General features: G+C 66.8%; 12 protein-coding genes and 1 pseudogene. All 13 read left to right on the top strand.

Annotated elements, in window-relative coordinates; genetic code table 11:
• The first annotated feature begins 23 nt into the window (after positions 1-23).
• The 13 genes and pseudogenes from ACVMDN_RS25840 (at position 24) to ftsZ (ending at position 16,150) form a co-directional block, all read left to right on the top strand.
• On the top strand, positions 24-1,481 hold the full coding sequence (locus tag ACVMDN_RS25840; protein WP_076824125.1) for a UDP-N-acetylmuramoyl-L-alanyl-D-glutamate--2,6-diaminopimelate ligase: 1,458 nt from the start codon (positions 24-26) through the stop codon (positions 1,479-1,481).
• A complete protein-coding gene (locus ACVMDN_RS25835) occupies positions 1,478-2,911 on the top strand; it encodes a UDP-N-acetylmuramoylalanyl-D-glutamyl-2,6-diaminopimelate--D-alanyl-D-alanine ligase (RefSeq protein WP_456834843.1) in 1,434 nt (477 codons plus the stop codon). The genes ACVMDN_RS25840 and ACVMDN_RS25835 overlap by 4 nt, the downstream gene beginning before the upstream one ends.
• A 10-nt stretch (positions 2,912-2,921) precedes the next feature.
• Complete coding sequence (gene mraY, locus ACVMDN_RS25830; protein ID WP_016846578.1) at positions 2,922-4,028, top strand: phospho-N-acetylmuramoyl-pentapeptide-transferase; 1,107 nt, start codon at positions 2,922-2,924, stop codon at positions 4,026-4,028.
• A 109-nt stretch (positions 4,029-4,137) separates the two neighbouring features.
• Positions 4,138-5,538, top strand: a complete 1,401-nt coding sequence (gene murD / locus ACVMDN_RS25825) for a UDP-N-acetylmuramoyl-L-alanine--D-glutamate ligase (RefSeq protein WP_076824127.1) — start codon at positions 4,138-4,140, stop codon at positions 5,536-5,538.
• Positions 5,539-5,785: 247 nt separating this feature from the next.
• Positions 5,786-6,937 (top strand): putative lipid II flippase FtsW, encoded by a 1,152-nt coding sequence (gene ftsW, locus ACVMDN_RS25820; protein ID WP_076824129.1) that lies wholly within the window; start codon positions 5,786-5,788, stop codon positions 6,935-6,937.
• A 35-nt stretch (positions 6,938-6,972) separates the two neighbouring features.
• Positions 6,973-8,073 carry an undecaprenyldiphospho-muramoylpentapeptide beta-N-acetylglucosaminyltransferase gene (murG, locus tag ACVMDN_RS25815; RefSeq protein ID WP_076824131.1) on the top strand — a complete coding sequence of 367 codons (1,101 nt, stop codon included), beginning with the start codon at positions 6,973-6,975 and terminating at the stop codon, positions 8,071-8,073.
• A gap of 120 nt (positions 8,074-8,193) precedes the next feature.
• Positions 8,194-9,597, top strand: coding sequence for a UDP-N-acetylmuramate--L-alanine ligase (gene murC / locus ACVMDN_RS25810; protein ID WP_076824133.1), 1,404 nt, complete (start codon positions 8,194-8,196; stop codon positions 9,595-9,597).
• A 2-nt stretch (positions 9,598-9,599) separates the two neighbouring features.
• Positions 9,600-10,520 carry a UDP-N-acetylmuramate dehydrogenase gene (gene murB / locus ACVMDN_RS25805; RefSeq protein ID WP_076824233.1) on the top strand — a complete coding sequence of 307 codons (921 nt, stop codon included), beginning with the start codon at positions 9,600-9,602 and terminating at the stop codon, positions 10,518-10,520.
• 107 nt (positions 10,521-10,627) lie between these two features.
• Positions 10,628-11,614: a D-alanine--D-alanine ligase family protein gene (locus ACVMDN_RS25800; protein WP_057015000.1), complete on the top strand. Its 987-nt coding sequence runs from the start codon at positions 10,628-10,630 to the stop codon at positions 11,612-11,614.
• Between the two features lie 98 nt (positions 11,615-11,712).
• Positions 11,713-12,007: pseudogene (locus tag ACVMDN_RS25795) on the top strand (D-alanine--D-alanine ligase); the annotation flags it as partial.
• Positions 11,947-12,957 (top strand): cell division protein FtsQ/DivIB, encoded by a 1,011-nt coding sequence (locus ACVMDN_RS25790; RefSeq protein ID WP_057015001.1) that lies wholly within the window; start codon positions 11,947-11,949, stop codon positions 12,955-12,957. The pseudogene ACVMDN_RS25795 and the gene ACVMDN_RS25790, both read left to right, overlap by 61 nt.
• A complete protein-coding gene (gene ftsA, locus ACVMDN_RS25785) occupies positions 12,954-14,270 on the top strand; it encodes a cell division protein FtsA (protein ID WP_028332543.1) in 1,317 nt (438 codons plus the stop codon). The genes ACVMDN_RS25790 and ftsA overlap by 4 nt, the downstream gene beginning before the upstream one ends.
• An 89-nt stretch (positions 14,271-14,359) precedes the next feature.
• Positions 14,360-16,150 carry a cell division protein FtsZ gene (gene ftsZ / locus ACVMDN_RS25780; RefSeq protein ID WP_057015002.1) on the top strand — a complete coding sequence of 597 codons (1,791 nt, stop codon included), beginning with the start codon at positions 14,360-14,362 and terminating at the stop codon, positions 16,148-16,150.
• Positions 16,151-16,442 lie beyond the last annotated feature (292 nt).

Genomic DNA, 16,442 nt, shown 5'->3' with positions numbered 1-16,442 from the left:
GGCGCCGGCCAGACTGGAAGATCATGAGACTTCGCGACCTCTTCAGCGATGATGCCACGATCGATCCGAGTGCCTCCTCGCTCATTGTCGGAGGGCTTGCGGTCGACAGCCGCGCGGTGAAGCCGGGCGACCTGTTCTTCGCGCTGGCCGGCAGCAGGACCGACGGTGCGCGCTTCGTCGATGCGGCGATTGCCGCCGGCGCGGTCGCGGTCGCCAGCGACCATCTGCCGCAAGGTCACGCGCGCGCCCCCTTCGTCATCACGCCGAATCCGCGCCGCGCGCTGGCGCTCGCCGCGGCCAAATTCTTTTCCCGCCAGCCGGCGACGATCGCGGCGGTGACCGGCACCAGCGGCAAGACCTCGGTCGCAGCGTTCACGCGCCAGATCTGGCAGCGGCTCGGTCATTCCTCCGCCAGCATCGGCACTATCGGCCTCGTCTCGGACAAGCGCACGGTCTACGGCTCGCTGACCACGCCGGATCCGATCGCGCTGCATCGCCAGCTCGACGAGATCGCGAGCGACGGCGTCACGCATCTGGCGTTCGAGGCGTCCTCGCACGGCCTCGATCAGTATCGTCTCGACGGCGTGCGCATCGCAGCCGGCGGCTTCACCAATCTGTCGCGCGACCACATGGATTATCATCCCGACGTCGCGCATTACCTCAATGCAAAACTCCGGCTGTTCCGCGATCTGGTCGCGCCAGGCGGCGTCGCGGTGGTCTCGGCCGATCATGATTGCTCAGGGCAGGTGATCGATGCGGCGCGCGCGCGCGGCCTGCGCATCATCGCGGTCGGGCGCAACGCCGATGCAGGCGATGGCATCAGGCTCACCGATGCTGTCATCGAAGGCTTTGCACAGAAGCTCGCGATCGAGCACCGCGGGCGCAAATATGCGATCCGGCTGCCGCTGGTCGGCGAATTCCAGATCGAGAACGCGCTGGTCGCGGCCGGGCTCGCGATCGGCACCGGCAGCGCCGCCGATGACGTGTTCGGCTGCCTCGAACATCTCGAAGGCGCCAAGGGTCGGCTGGAATTCGTCGGCGAGCACAATGGCGCGCCGATCTTCGTCGATTACGCCCACAAGCCCGACGCACTCGCCAAGGCGCTGCAGGCGCTGCGGCCCTATGCCAGGCGCAAGCTGGTCGTGATCTTCGGCGCCGGCGGCGACCGCGACGCCGGCAAGCGTCCGATCATGGGCGCGATCGCGGCCGAGAATGCCGATCAGGTCATCGTCACCGACGACAATCCGCGCAGCGAGAAGCCGGAGGCGATCCGCGCCGCGATCATGGCGACGGCGAAGGGCGCGCGCGAGATCGGCGACCGCGCCGCGGCGATCCGCGCCGGCATTGCCGGCCTCGCGCCGGGCGATGCGCTGGTCGTTGCCGGCAAGGGCCACGAGGTCGGGCAGATCGTCGGCAACACGACGCTGCCGTTCAGCGATCATGAGGCGGTCGCCAGTGCACTGGCTGCGGAGGGCGCATGAGCACGATGTTGTGGACCTCGGATGCGATGGCGACGGCGATGCGCGCCGCCACGCAAGGCGCGCTGCCGGACGGCGTCAGCGGTCTCTCGATCGACAGCCGCACCATCGCGCCCGGCGAGGCGTATTTCGCGATCAAGGGCGACGTCCATGACGGCCATGCCTTCGTCGAGGCGGCGCTGAAGGCCGGCGCCGGGCTCGCGGTGGTCGAGACCGCGCAACGGGCAAAGTTTCCCGCTGATGCGCCGCTGCTGGTGGTCGACGACGTGCTCGCCGGTCTTGTCGAGCTCGCGCATGCCTCGCGCGCGCGGCTCAACGCGCAGATCGTCGCGGTAACCGGCTCGGTCGGCAAGACCTCGACCAAAGAGGCGCTGCGCCGCGTGCTGTCGGCGCAGGGCGAGACCCATGCGTCGGTGGCGTCGTTCAACAATCACTGGGGCGTGCCGCTGTCGCTGGCGCGCTGCCCGGCCAGCACGCGCTTTGCGGTGTTCGAGATCGGCATGAACCATGCCGGCGAGATCACGCCGCTGGTGAAGATGGTGCGCCCGCACGTCGCAATCATCACCACGATCGAGCCGGTGCATCTGGAATTCTTCGCCGGCATCGAGGCGATCGCCGACGCCAAGGCGGAGATCTTCGCAGGGCTCGAGCCCGATGGCGCGGTCGTGCTCAACCGCGACAACGGGCAATTCGCGCGGCTGCAAAAGCAGGCCAAGCAGGCCGGCATCTCGCGCATCGTCTCGTTCGGCGCCGACAAGCGTGCCGAGGCGCGGCTGCTCGACCTGTCGCTGCACGCGACCTGCTCGGCGGTGCATGCGGATATTCTGGATCACGACATCACCTACAAGATCGGCATGCCCGGCCGGCACATGGCGATGAACTCGCTCGCGGTGCTTGCCGGCGCCTCGCTACTCGGCGCCGATATCGCGCGCGCGGCGCTGTCGCTGTCGCAGCTCGAGGCGCCGACCGGCCGCGGCCTCCGCCGCACCCTCGAGGTCGGCCATGGCGAGGCGATGCTGATCGACGAGAGCTACAACGCCAACCCGGCTTCGATGGGCGCCGCGCTCAACGTGCTCGGTCAGGCCCAGACCGGGCCGCATGGCCGGCGCATCGCCGTGCTCGGCGACATGCTCGAGCTCGGGCCGACCGGGCCCGAACTGCACCGCGGCCTCAAGGAGGCCGTGACCGCCAACCGCATCGACCTCGTATATTGTTGTGGTCCGTTGATGCGGAATCTGTGGGATGCCCTTTCCACCGGCAAGCGGGGAGGCTATGCCGAGAGCTCGGCGGCGCTCGAAGCGCAGGCGGTCGCCGCGGTCCGTGCCGGTGACGTGATCATGGTGAAGGGCTCGCTGGGATCGAAGATGAAGCTGATTGTCAGCGCGCTGGAAAAACGCTTCCCCGACAAGGCCGCGCACGAAGAAGCGGTATAGGACTCCTCGAATGTTCTACTGGTTGATCGAACTGTCCAACACCGTTCCGGGGTTTGGGGCGTTCCGCAGCGCTTTGAACGTGTTCCGCTACATCACCTTCCGCACCGGCGGCGCGATGGTGACCGGCGCATTGTTCGTGTTCCTGTTCGGGCCCTGGATCATCGATCATCTGCGGCTGCGGCAGGGCAAGGGCCAGCCGATCCGCACCGATGGTCCGCAGTCGCATCTGATCTCCAAGAAGGGCACGCCCACCATGGGCGGGTTGATGATCCTGTCCGGGCTCGTGGTGTCGACGCTGCTCTGGGCCAACCCGCTCAATCCCTATGTCTGGATCGTGCTGGCGGTGACGCTCGGCTTCGGCTTCGTCGGCTTCTATGACGATTATTTGAAGGTCACAAAGCAGTCGCACAGCGGCTTCGCCGGCAAGCTGCGGCTGCTGATCGAGGCCGCGATCGGGCTTGCCGCCACCTACGCGCTGGTCCGGCTCGGGCGCGACGTGTCGTCGACCTCGCTCGTGATTCCGTTCTTCAAGGACCTCGTGATCAATTTCGGCTGGTTCTTCGTGATCTTCGGCGCCTTCGTGATGGTCGGCGCCGGCAATGCGGTGAATCTCACCGACGGTCTCGACGGTCTTGCCATCGTGCCCGTGATGATTGCCGCCGCAAGCTTCGGCATGATCTCGTACCTGACCGGCAACGCGGTGTTCTCGGATTACCTGCAGATCAATTACGTCGCCGGCACCGGCGAACTGGCGGTGCTGTGCGGCGCGGTGCTCGGCGCAGGCCTCGGCTTCCTCTGGTTCAACGCGCCGCCGGCCTCGATCTTCATGGGCGACACCGGTTCGCTGGCGCTCGGCGGCATGCTCGGCGCGACGGCGGTTGCGGTGAAGCACGAGATCGTGCTCGCCGTGATCGGCGGCCTGTTCGTGCTGGAGGCGGTCTCGGTCATCGTCCAGGTCACCTCGTTCAAGCTCACCGGCAAGCGCGTGTTCCGGATGGCGCCGCTGCACCATCATTTCGAGCAGAAGGGCTGGACCGAGCCGCAGATCGTGATCCGATTCTGGATCATCTCGGTGATGCTGGCGCTCGCCGGCCTGTCGACGCTGAAGCTGCGCTGATGGCTTCGCATCCCATTGACTGTCATTCCGGGGCTCGCGCAGCGAGAACCCGGAATCTCGAGATTCCGGATAACCGCTGCGCGGTTTCCGGAATGACAGGGAGATAGACATGATCCCGGTCACCTCCTTCTCCGGCAAGACGGTCGCGGTGTTCGGGCTCGGCGGCTCCGGGCTCGCGAGCTGCCAGGCGCTGAAGGCCGGCGGCGCCGAGGTGATCGCCGCCGACGACAATGCCGACAACGTCGCCAAGGCGGCGCAGGCCGGCTTCACCACCGCCGATCTGCGCAGCGTGTCATGGGCGAATTTCGCCGCGCTGATCCTGACCCCCGGCGCGCCGCTGACCCATCCGGCGCCGCACTGGAGCGTGCTGAAGGCGCGCGAGGCGGGGTGCGAGGTGATCGGCGATGTCGAACTGTTCTGCCGCGAGCGGCGCCGCCACGCGCCGAACGCGCCGTTCGTCGCCATCACAGGCACCAACGGCAAATCGACCACCACGGCGCTGATCGCGCATCTGATTGATGTCGCCGGCTACGACACCCAGATGGGCGGCAATATCGGCACCGCGATCCTGTCGCTGGAGCCGCCGCGCATGGGTCGTGTCCATGTGATCGAGATGTCGTCCTACCAGATCGACCTCGCACCGTCGCTCGATCCGTCGGTCGGCATCCTGATCAACATCAGCGAGGATCACATCGACCGCCACGGCACGCTCGAGCATTACGCCGCGGTCAAGGAGCGGCTGGTCGCCGGCGTGCAGGCCGGCGGCACCGCGATAACAGGCGTCGACGACATCTGGTGCCGCAACATCGCCGACCGGCTCGATCGCGCCGGCAAGCGCGTGGTGCGCATCTCGGTAAAGAACCCGCTGCCCGACGGCCTCTATGTCGAGCACGAGACCATCGTGCGTGCCTCGGGCGCGGCGCGCAGCGAGATCGCGCGGTTAGGCGGCATCGGCTCGCTGCGCGGCCTGCACAATGCGCAGAACGCCGCCTGCGCCTCGGCCTGCGCGCTGGCGATGGGGATCGCGACCGACGTGTTGCAGAACGGCCTGCGCAGCTTCCCGGGTCTCGCGCATCGCATGGAGCAGGTCGGCCGCCGCGGCAACGTGCTGTTCGTCAACGACTCCAAGGGCACCAATGCGGATGCGGCCGCGCATGCGCTGTCGTCGTTTGCCGACATCTACTGGATCGCCGGCGGCAAGCCGAAGGCCGGCGGCATCACCACCCTGACCGAATATTTCCCGCGCATCCGCAAGGCCTATCTGATCGGCGAGGCGGCGGCCGAATTCTCCGGCACGCTCGGCGAGCGCGTCCCGCACGACATGTCCGGCACGCTCGACGTCGCGATCGCCAGCGCCGCGCGCGATGCCGAGGCGTCGGGGCTCGCGGAAGCCGTCGTGCTGCTGTCGCCGGCCTGCGCCTCGTTCGACCAGTACCGCAATTTCGAAATCCGCGGTGCCGCCTTCCGCGACATCGTGCAGGCGCTGCCCGGCGTTGAGCCGGTGGTGTGACGATCACGTAGGGCGGATTGGCACAGCGTAATCCGCCGTTCGGTGCCGGGCGATGACACCGAGATGAAGTACGCAGTGACGGTGCGTCGTATCGCGCGAGAACCATCTCATCGTCGTCCTGGCTTTCGCCAGGATGACGTCTGGATGAGGGCTCAACCACCTCCCTCAAAAGTTACCCGACCCGTTAACCCCTTGGAAACCATCCTGCGCCACGAATGGACGTTATCTCTGCCATCTGGGGACGCCCATGCTCGCCCGTGACCAACGCACCCCGTTCTCGGACTGGTGGTGGACCGTCGACAAGCTGCTGCTTGTGGCGATCGCCGCGTTGATGCTGGCCGGCGTCATCCTGTCGCTGGCGGCGAGCCCGCCGGTGGCGACCCGGATCGGGCTCGATCCGTTCCACTTCTTCAACCGCCACGTCATGTTCCTGGTGCCGTCGCTGATGGTGCTGATCGGCGTCTCGTTCATGACGCCGCGGCAGATCCGGCGCACCGCGCTGATCGTGTTCGCGGTCTCGATCGCGCTGATCGTGCTGACGCTGCTGCTCGGCCCCGAGGTCAAGGGCTCGCGGCGCTGGATCACGCTGCTCGGCGTCAACATCCAGGCCTCCGAAGCCGCAAAACCCTCTTTCGTCATCGTCGCGGCCTGGCTGTTTGCGGAATCGACCAAGCGGCCGGAGATGCCGGCGACCTCGATGGCGCTGGTGCTGTTGCTGACGCTGGTCACGCTGCTGGTGATGGAGCCCGACTTCGGTCAGACCATGCTGATCCTCACCGTGTGGGGCGCGCTGTTCTTCATCGCGGGCATGCGGATGATCTGGGTGTTCGGGCTCGCCGGCGCGGCGGGCGCGGGCCTGTTCGGCGCCTATCTCCTGGTGCCGCACGTCGCCGGCCGCATCAAGCGCTTCATGAATCCCGCCTCCGGCGACACCTTCCAGGTCGACACCGCGATGGAGGCGTTCTGGAATGGCGGCTGGTTCGGCCTGGGGCCGGGCGAGGGCATCGCCAAGCGCAGCCTGCCGGACAGCCACACCGACTTCGTGTTCGCGGTCGCGGCGGAGGAGTTCGGCATCATCCTCTGCTTGATGCTGGTCGCGCTGTTCGGTTTCATCGTGATCCGCACGCTGACCCGCGCCTATGCCACCGAGGACATGTTCTCGCGCTTCGCAGCCTCGGGGCTTGCGATCCTGTTCGGCGTGCAGGCGACCATCAACATGGCGGTCAATCTGCAATTGATTCCGGCCAAGGGCATGACGCTGCCGTTCATCTCCTATGGCGGCTCCTCGTTCGTGTCGCTTGCCTATGGCGTCGGCATGATGCTGGCGCTGACGCGGCTGCGGCCGCGCACCGAGATCGAATCGATGGAAGGCGCCAGCGCTCAGCGCGCCTACGCGTAGGTGACTGTGACGGTCGTGTCGGTTATCTGGAAACCATGGACAATGCGCCCCTGATTCTGCTGGCGGCCGGTGGCACCGGCGGCCATTTGTTCCCGGCCGAAGCGCTCGCCGTGGAATTGATCAGGCGTGGCCTGCGGGTCCGGCTCGCCACCGACGGCCGCGCGCTGCGCTATTCCGGCCTGTTCGGCCGGGAGAGCATCGACCTCGTGCCGAGCGCGACCGTGCGCAGTCGCAACCCGATCTCGCTGGCGCGGACCGCGCTGATGCTCGGCTATGGCACGCTGGTCGCCGCCAGTCTGGTGCGGCGGCTGAAGCCCGCGGCCGTGGTCGGCTTCGGCGGCTACCCGACCTTGCCGCCGCTGATGGCGGCGCGGCTGCTCGGCGTTCCCGGCATCATCCATGACGCCAATGCGGTGCTCGGCCGCGCCAACCGTTTCCTGTCCGGCCGCGTCAACGCGATCGCGACCTCGCTGCCCGGCGTGCTCGATCGCGATCCCGCGCTGGCCGGCAAGGCCACCACGGTCGGCACACCGATGCGGCCGGCGATCCTTGCGGCCGCTGCGGTGAAATACACGCCGCCCGAGGCGAACGGGCCGCTGCGCCTGCTCGTCGTCGGCGGCAGCCAGGGCGCGCGGGTGATGAGCGATATCGTGCCGCCGGCGATCGAGCAGCTCGCGCCCGCGCTGTGGAGCCGCCTGATCATCACCCAGCAGGTGCGCGAAGAAGACATGGATCGGGTGCGCGCCGTCTACGACCGGCTCAAGATCAACGCCGAGCTCGCGCCGTTCTTCGCCGACCTGCCGGCGCGCCTCGCCTCGAGCCAGCTCGTGATCTCGCGCTCCGGCGCCGGCACGGTGGCCGAACTCGCCGCGATCGGCCGGCCCTCGATCCTGGTGCCGCTGCCCGGCGCGATCGATCAGGACCAGTTTGCCAATGCCGGCGTGCTGTCGCAGGCGAGCGGCGCGCTGCGCATCGCGCAGAGCGACTTCACGTCCGAGCGGCTGGCCGCTGACATTTCGGCCTTCGCCGCCGAGCCCGCGAAACTGACCGCGATGGCGGAAGCCGCGCGCGGCGTCGGCCGGCTCGATGCCGCCGAGCGGCTGGCCGATCTGGTTGCGAAAGTGGCCGGAATTTAGGCCGCTTTCGAGGAATTTCGGCCGTGGGACGCCATGGCCGGGCTTGTCCCGGCCATATCAGTCTTTCATAAGTCGGAGAATTGCCGGGGTGAGTCCGGAGACGATGAAGGTGTTAGCATCATGAGACTGCCGCGCGAGATCGGACCCATTCACTTCGTCGGGATCGGCGGCATCGGCATGAGCGGCATCGCCGAAGTGCTGATCAATCTCGGCTACACCGTGCAGGGTTCCGATGCTTCGGACAATTACAACCTCGACCGCTTGCGCAAGAAGGGCGCCAAGGTCTCGGTCGGCCACGCCGCCGAGAATGTCGATGGCGCCGATGTCGTCGTGGTCTCGACCGCGATCAAGCGCGACAATCCTGAACTGATGGCGGCGCGCGCGCGACGCATTCCGGTGGTGCGGCGCGCCGAGATGCTGGCGGAGCTGATGCGGCTGAAGAGCTGCGTCGCGATCGCCGGCACCCATGGCAAGACCACCACGACGACGATGGTGGCGACCCTGCTCGATGCCGGTGGGCTCGATCCGACCGTGATCAATGGCGGCATCATCAACGCCTATGGCTCCAACGCGCGGCTCGGTGCCGGCGACTGGATGGTGGTCGAAGCCGACGAGAGCGACGGCACCTTCCTGAAGCTGCCGTCCGATGTCGTCATCGTCACCAATATCGACCCCGAGCATCTCGATCACTTCAAGACCTTCGAGGCGATCCAGGACGCGTTCCGCAATTTCGTCGAGAACGTCCCGTTCTACGGCTTTGCCGTGATGTGCACCGATCACCCCGTGGTGCAAACTCTTGTCGGCAAGATCGAAGACCGCCGCATCATCACCTACGGCCAGAACCCGCAGGCCGATGCGCAGCTCAAGGATCTGACGCCGATGGGGGGCGGCTCGAAATTCTCGGTCGCGATCCGCGATCGCAAATCCGGCGCGATCCATGAGATCGCCGATATCATGCTGCCGATGCCGGGGCGCCACAACGCATCGAATGCGACGGCGGCGATCGCGGTCGCGCACGAGCTTGGCGTGTCCGACGACGTCATCCGCCAGGCCATGGCCGGCTTCGGCGGCGTCAAGCGGCGCTTCACCAAGACCGGCGAGACCAACGGCATCACCGTGATCGACGATTACGGTCATCATCCCGTCGAGATCGCAGCCGTGCTGAAGGCGGCGCGGGAATCCGTCAACGGCAAGATCGTCGCCGTGGTACAGCCGCATCGCTACACCCGCCTGCAATCGCTGTTCGAGGAATTCTGCACCTGCTTCAACGACGCCGATGCGGTCGTGGTCGCCGAGGTCTATCCGGCCGGCGAGGCGCCGATCGCCGGCGTCGACCGTGATCATTTCGCCGCCGGCCTGCGCGCCCACGGCCATCGCAATGTGGTGCCGCTGCCGAACGCGGGCGAGCTCGCGAAGATCGTGCACGGCCTTGCCAAGCCCGGCGACCTCGTCGTCTGCCTCGGCGCCGGCAACATCACGCAATGGGCCTACGCGCTGCCCGGCGAATTGAAGGCGTTGGGGTGATCGTGACCTTCCCCGACATCACGCCCGACCTGAAAGCCGCGATGCCGGAGCTGCGCGGGCGGCTGCTGGCGAACCAGTCGCTGGCCGAGTTGACCTGGTTTCGCGTCGGCGGCCCGGCACAGGTGTTGTTCACGCCGGCAGATGAAGATGACCTCGCATATTTCCTGAAGCGCCTGCCGCAGGAATTGCCGGTCTATGTCGTCGGCGTCGGCTCCAATCTGATCGTGCGCGATGGCGGCATGCCCGGCGTCGTGATCCGGCTCGCGCCGCGCGCGTTCGGCGAGACCAGCGCGGCCGGCGATGTCGTCATCGCCGGCGCTGCGGCGCTCGACAAGCGCGTCGCCGAGACGGCTGCGGCGGCTGACATCGGCGGCATGGAATTCTTCTTCGGCATTCCCGGCACCGTCGGCGGCGCGCTGCGCATGAATGCCGGCGCCAATGGCGGCGAGACCAAGGACGTGCTGATCGAGGCCACCGGCATCGGCCGCGACGGAACGAAGCATACGTTCGGCAATGCCGACATGAAGTTCGTCTATCGCAACAGCGGCGCCGATCCGTCGATCGTGTTCACCTCGGCGCGCTTCCGCGGCACGATCACCGATGCTGAGGCGATCCGCGCCCGCATGAACGAGGTGCAGAGCCATCGCGAGACCGCGCAGCCGATCCGCGAGAAGACCGGCGGCTCGACCTTCAAGAATCCGCCCGGCAACAGCGCCTGGAAGCTGATCGATGCCGCCGGCTGTCGCGGCCTCAAAATAGGCGGCGCGCAGGTGTCAGAGATGCACTGCAATTTCCTGATCAACACCGGCAACGCTACCGGGCACGACATCGAGACGCTCGGCGAGACGGTGCGTGAACGGGTCAAGCAAAGCAGCGGAATTGAGCTACACTGGGAAATCAAGCGGATCGGGAATTCATCGTAGTCGTCATTCCGGGGCGATGCGCAGCATCGAACCCGGAATCTCGAGAGTGCGGTCTGGTGCTTCGGACCATCCCGGAATGACGGAAGCAGCGAAGACAGGCAAAGAAGATGCAGGTGACCATTCTGTTCGGCGGCACCAACAAGGAGCGTCTGGTCTCGGTGGCGAGCACGCAGGCGCTGCACCGCGCGCTGCCCGACGCGGATCTCTGGTTCTGGGATGTTGACGACACCGTGCACGCGGTGACGTCGGAAAAACTGCTCGGCCACACGCGTCCGTTCGAGGTCGACTTCAAACCCGACGGTCGCGGCATCGCACTCGACCAGGCGCTCGACAAGGCGAGCGCCGAGCAGCGTGTGCTGGTGTTCGGTTTGCACGGCGGCCGCGCCGAGAATGGCGAGTTGCAGGCGATGTGCGAGATGCGCGGCGTCGCGTTCACCGGCTCCGGCTCGGCATCGTCGCATCTGGCGTTCGACAAGCCGTCGGCCAAGCGCTTCGCCGCGATCGCGGGCCTCAACGCGCCGCAGGGCATCAATGTCGAACAGATCGATGACGCCTTTGCGAAACACGGCAAGCTGATCGCAAAACCGGCCAAGGACGGATCGAGCTACGGGCTGATCTTCGTCAACGCGAAGCAGGATCTCGTCGCGGTCCGCAATGCCGCGAAGCATGAAGAGTATCTGATCGAGCCGTTCGTATCGGGCGTGGAGGCGACCTGCGGCGTGCTCGAGCAGTCCGACGGCTCCGTGTTCGCGCTGCCGCCGATCGAGATCGTGCCGGGGGAGGGAACCTTCGACTACACAGCCAAATACCTTTTGAAGTCGACCCAGGAGATTTGTCCTGGCCGCTTCGCGCCCGAGGTCAGCGCCGCGATCATGGACCATGCGCTGCGGGCGCACCGCGCGCTGTCCTGCACCGGCTACTCGCGCAGCGATTTCATCGTCTCGGCCAATGGCCCGGTCTATCTCGAGACCAACACTCTGCCGGGGCTCACCGCGGCATCACTGTACCCTAAGGCCTTGAAAGCACAGGGTATCGCCTTTTCCGACTTCCTCACCGACCAGATCGAGCTGGCCCGCCGCCGCGTCCGAAGTTAATGCCCGGCCGGGGGGAACCCGCCCTGGTCGGCCGGACGGAACCCGGGCGCTGTTGCTAAAATGCTAACGAGTTCGCGGCAAAGTACTCACAGCGTTGATCAAAACACGCTCCAGGCCGAAGTCATTTACCCTTTGTTTACCAGGAAGCCCGAAGGTTAACGCTGGCGGCGCATGTAGCGCTTGGCTGCCGGGGCGTGAGCTGTCGCGGATTACCGCTTCGAGGATCGCAACCAGGGAACAGGGGGCCACTCTAATCCCACCGGTCTAGCCGAGACGTGATTTGTGCCGGGACCCGCGGGGTTTGCGGGCGCAACATGTGACGAGCTCGTGCAATGGATGGTGCAGGACGCCTCACCCGATCGCTGCGATCGCTGGGGCCTCAAGCTGACCTGAGAGCAGCCGCTATTGGAGCGGCGGTGCTGCTGCGCGAGTATGTCGGCGCCCATCTCGCACGCCGCAGGCGGCGTCCCGCCAAGCGGCCGCAAGTCATCATCGATCGCGAGCCGCCGAACCGCTACATCTTGATGGTCGAACGCTATCTGCCGCGCCGCATCGGGCTGGTCGCGACGCTCGCGATCCTGTTCGGCAGCCTGGGCCTTGGCATCGTCAAGGGTGGTCATGTCGAGGAATTCACCACCGCGCTCAGCGATGCCCGCAACGCGCTTGCCAATACCGCCGGCTTCCGCATCACCACCGTCGGCATCAACGGCCGCAAGCAGCTAAGCCAGGACGAGGTGCTCGCGATCGGCGGCGTCAACGGCCGCTCCTCGCTGCTGTTCCTCGACGCCGACACCGTGCGCGCCAAGCTGAAGGCCAATCCCTGGATCGCGGATGCCACGATCCTGAAGCTCTATCCGGGGCGGCTGCAGATCGACATCGTCGAGCGCACCGCCTTCGCGCTGTGGCAGCAGAACGGCCGCCTGTCGGTGATCGCCTCCGACGGCGCGGTGCTCGAGCCCTACGTCTCGCGCCGCTTCCTCAATCTGCCGCTGGTGGTCGGCAAGGGCGCCGACGTCAGGGCCCACGACTTCCTGGCGCTGCTCGACCGTTATCCGCAGGTCCGTTCGGTGACCAAGGCGGCGATCTTCGTCGGCGAGCGGCGCTGGAACCTGCGCCTCAAGGACGGTCTCGACGTCCGCCTGCCAGAGAACGACGTCGGCAACGCGCTCGCTGCGCTCTCCAGGCTCGACAAGGACGAGAAGCTGTTCTCGCGCGACATTGTCGCCGTCGACATGCGGCTGCCCGATCGGCTGATCGTGCAATTGTCGGAGGACGCCGGCAAGGCGCGCGACGAACTGTTCAAGGACAAGAAGTCCAAGAAGAAGGCCGGTGACTCCGCATGACCGGCCTCGATCGCAACCTGACCCCGAAGACCCGCCCGATGCAGAAGCGCACCGCGATGGTGGCTTCGCTCGATGTCGGCTCCAGCAAGATCGCCTGCATGATCGCGCGGCTGAGGCCATCGCCGCCGAACGAGGCGCTGCGCGGACGCACCCATGCGGTCGAATTGATCGGCTACAGCCAGATCCAGTCGCGCGGCGTCAAGGCCGGCTCCGTGGTCGATCTCGCCGAATGCGAGAAGGCGGTGCGCCACGCGGTGGCGTTGGCCGAGCGCATGGCCAAGGTCCGTGTCGAATCCGTCCTGCTGTCGGTCTCCGGCGGCCGGCAGCACGGCCAGCTGGTCGAGGCCGCGGCCGATATCCGCGGCGGCTCGGTGACCTCGGACGATATCAGCCGCGTCACGTCCGCCGGCATGCGCCACGCCGCCGGCGCGGGCCGCACCGTGCTGCACGCGCTGCCGGTCGGCTACGCACTCGACGGCGTCAAGGGCATCCGCGATCCCCGAGGCATGGTGGCGCGCCAGTTCGGCGTCGACATGAACGTGGTGACGTCGGACGCGACGGTTGCCAAGAACCTGATGTTGGTGGTCGAGCGCTGCCATCTCAACGTCGAAGCCATGGCGTCGAGCCCCTATGTCGCGGGCCTCTCGGTGCTGACCGATGACGAGGCCGATCTCGGCGCTGCCGTTGTCGAGATGGGTGCGGGATCGACCACGATCGCGACATACTCCGGCGGACGTCTCGTGCACGCATCCGGATTTGCGCTGGGCGGACAACACATCACGATGGACCTTGCGCGCGGCATCGGCGCGTGCATTGCGGATGCCGAGCGAATCAAGACTTTATACGGCACGGTGCTGACCGGCGGTTCGGACTCGCGCGAGCTGATGTCCGTTCCCACTGCAGGCGATGATCGGGAGACACCGCAAATCGTGTCCCGCGCCACGATTGCGAACATTGTCCGGCATCGCGCCGAGGAGATTTTCGAAATGGTCCGTGACCGGCTCGCGGATTCCCCCTTTGCGGCAGAGCCGAGGGCGCGCGTCGTGTTGAGCGGCGGCGCCTCGCAGCTCACCGGCACCGTCGAGCTTGCCACCCGCATCCTGAACCGTCAGGTCCGCATCGGCCGTCCGCTCGGCTTCGGCCGGCTGCCGAACGAGGCGAAGGGCGCCTCATTCTCGGTGCCGACGGGCCTCCTGGTCTATCCGCAATACGCACATCTTGAACATGTCGAACCGCGGCGCACGCGGCAGCTCAGGACAGGGACAGACGGTTACTTCGGAAAGGTCGGACGATGGCTTCGCGAGGGCTTCTGATGACCGCACCCCGGCTCACTGCATTTTCACCAGCTCCGGCGGCCAGCGGCCGGGACGAACCAACGCGCGCATAATCGAGAGAGGCAACCATGGCACTCAATCTGACACCCCCTGACATCAGCGAGCTGAAACCGCGGATCACCGTCTTCGGCGTCGGCGGCGCGGGTGGTAATGCCGTCAACAACATGATCACCGCCGGGTTGCAGGGCGTCGACTTCGTCGTCGCCAACACCGACGCGCAGGCGCTGACCATGTCGAAGGCGCAGCGCATCGTGCAGATGGGCACCCAGGTCACCCAGGGCCTCGGCGCCGGTTCGCAGCCCGACGTCGGCGCTGCGGCCGCGCAGGAGGTCATGGACGAGCTGCGCGATCACCTCACCGGCGCCAACATGGTGTTCGTCACCGCCGGCATGGGCGGCGGCACCGGCACCGGTGCTGCACCCGTGATCGCGAAGGCCGCGCGCGAGATGGGAATCCTCACCGTCGGCGTGGTGACCAAGCCGTTCCACTTCGAAGGTCAGCGCCGCATGCGCACCGCCGAGCACGGCATCGCCGAGCTGCACAAGGTGGTCGACACGCTGCTGATCATTCCGAACCAGAACCTGTTCCGGGTCGCCAACGAGAAGACCACCTTCGCCGACGCCTTCGCGATGGCCGACCAGGTGCTGTACTCGGGCGTCGCCTGCATCACCGACCTGATGGTCAAGGAAGGTCTGATCAACCTAGACTTCGCCGACGTCCGCGCCGTGATGCGCGAAATGGGCAAGGCGATGATGGGCACCGGCGAAGCCACCGGCGAGAAGCGCGCACTGACCGCCGCGGAAGCCGCGATCGCCAACCCGCTGATCGACGACAGCTCGATGAAGGGCGCCCGCGGCCTCTTGATCTCGATCACGGGCGGCAAGGACCTGACCCTGTTCGAGGTCGACGAAGCTGCCACCCGCATCCGCGAAGAAGTCGACGCCGACGCCAACATCATCGTCGGCGCCACCTTCGACGAATCGCTCGACGGCGTCATTCGCGTCTCGGTGGTCGCAACTGGTATCGAGCAGGCCGCGATCGCCTCCCGAGCCCAGGCTCCCGCCGCGCAGCAGTCGGGCGGTTCGCCGGAGAGCCGGCTGGCCGATCTGACCGCCCGCCTGCGTGCCGACAATCAGCGCATGGCCGAGCGTGCCCAGAAGCTGGAACCGCCGACCGGCGTGACGGTCGCCCCGATTGCGGCTCCGGCCGGCCAGCAGCAGCGTCCGGCCGTCGAGCGCGCCGCGCTCGCGGCGATCGCCGCCGCGGTTGCTCCCGACAGCGCGCCGGCCGCCCAGGCGCCGATGCAGCCGGCCTCCTACGGTGACGTCACCGTGCGGCCGATTGCCCAGAAGCCCTCGCTGTTCCCGGACCACGAGGCCGCCCGGGCCGAGCAGCATGAGCCGATGCCGCCCGAGACCTTCATCCCGCAGGCGGCGGAACGGTCGCCGGTCCGTGCTCCGCGGATGCCGAAGTTCGAGGATCTGCCGATGCCGGCGCAGGCCGAAATCCGCCAGGCCAGCGGTGACGGCGAACCGGAACACCCGCAGAAGACCCGCCTGTCGCTGCTGCAGCGACTGGCCAATGTCGGCCTCGGCCGCCGCGACGAAGAGACCGAGCCGCCGATCGCGGCCCGTAGCTCCGGTCCGGCCATGCCGACGATGCCGCCACTGCCCGAGCGCAAGCCGGCCCGCAGCGTCGCCCAGCAGATTTCGGCGAACGAATCGCCGGTATCCGAATATGCAAAGCGCCCTGCGCCGCAGGGTCTGGACGCTCATGGCCGCCAGGCACCTGTTGCCCCAGCGCCACAGGGCGACGACCATCTTGATATCCCGGCCTTCCTGCGCCGGCAGGCAAACTGAAGTTTGTTACAATCTTGGCCACGAAGAAGGCCTCGGCGGGGAACCGCCGGGGCCTTTTCCTTGGCGCGGGCAGGCGATCGCGCCGGATGAACAAGCAACTGATTTTAAATGATTAATTATTCTTTCGGTGGTCAGATGGCGCGTTGCCGAAGACCGCTTTCGCTGCCGTAGTTTGGTTTACCTTGGGCGTGAATGCGGCGGAGATGGGGTAACAATCGGTAAAGAAGCGTGAGTTGGCGCGGTTTAGGGCCGTGACTATGGTCTGCCGTGACTTGGGGAGCTCAAGCGAGTC

The sequence above is a fragment of the Bradyrhizobium sp. USDA 4510 genome (genome assembly GCF_054059095.1).
This window is presented reverse-complemented; position numbering and strand designations above follow the sequence as displayed.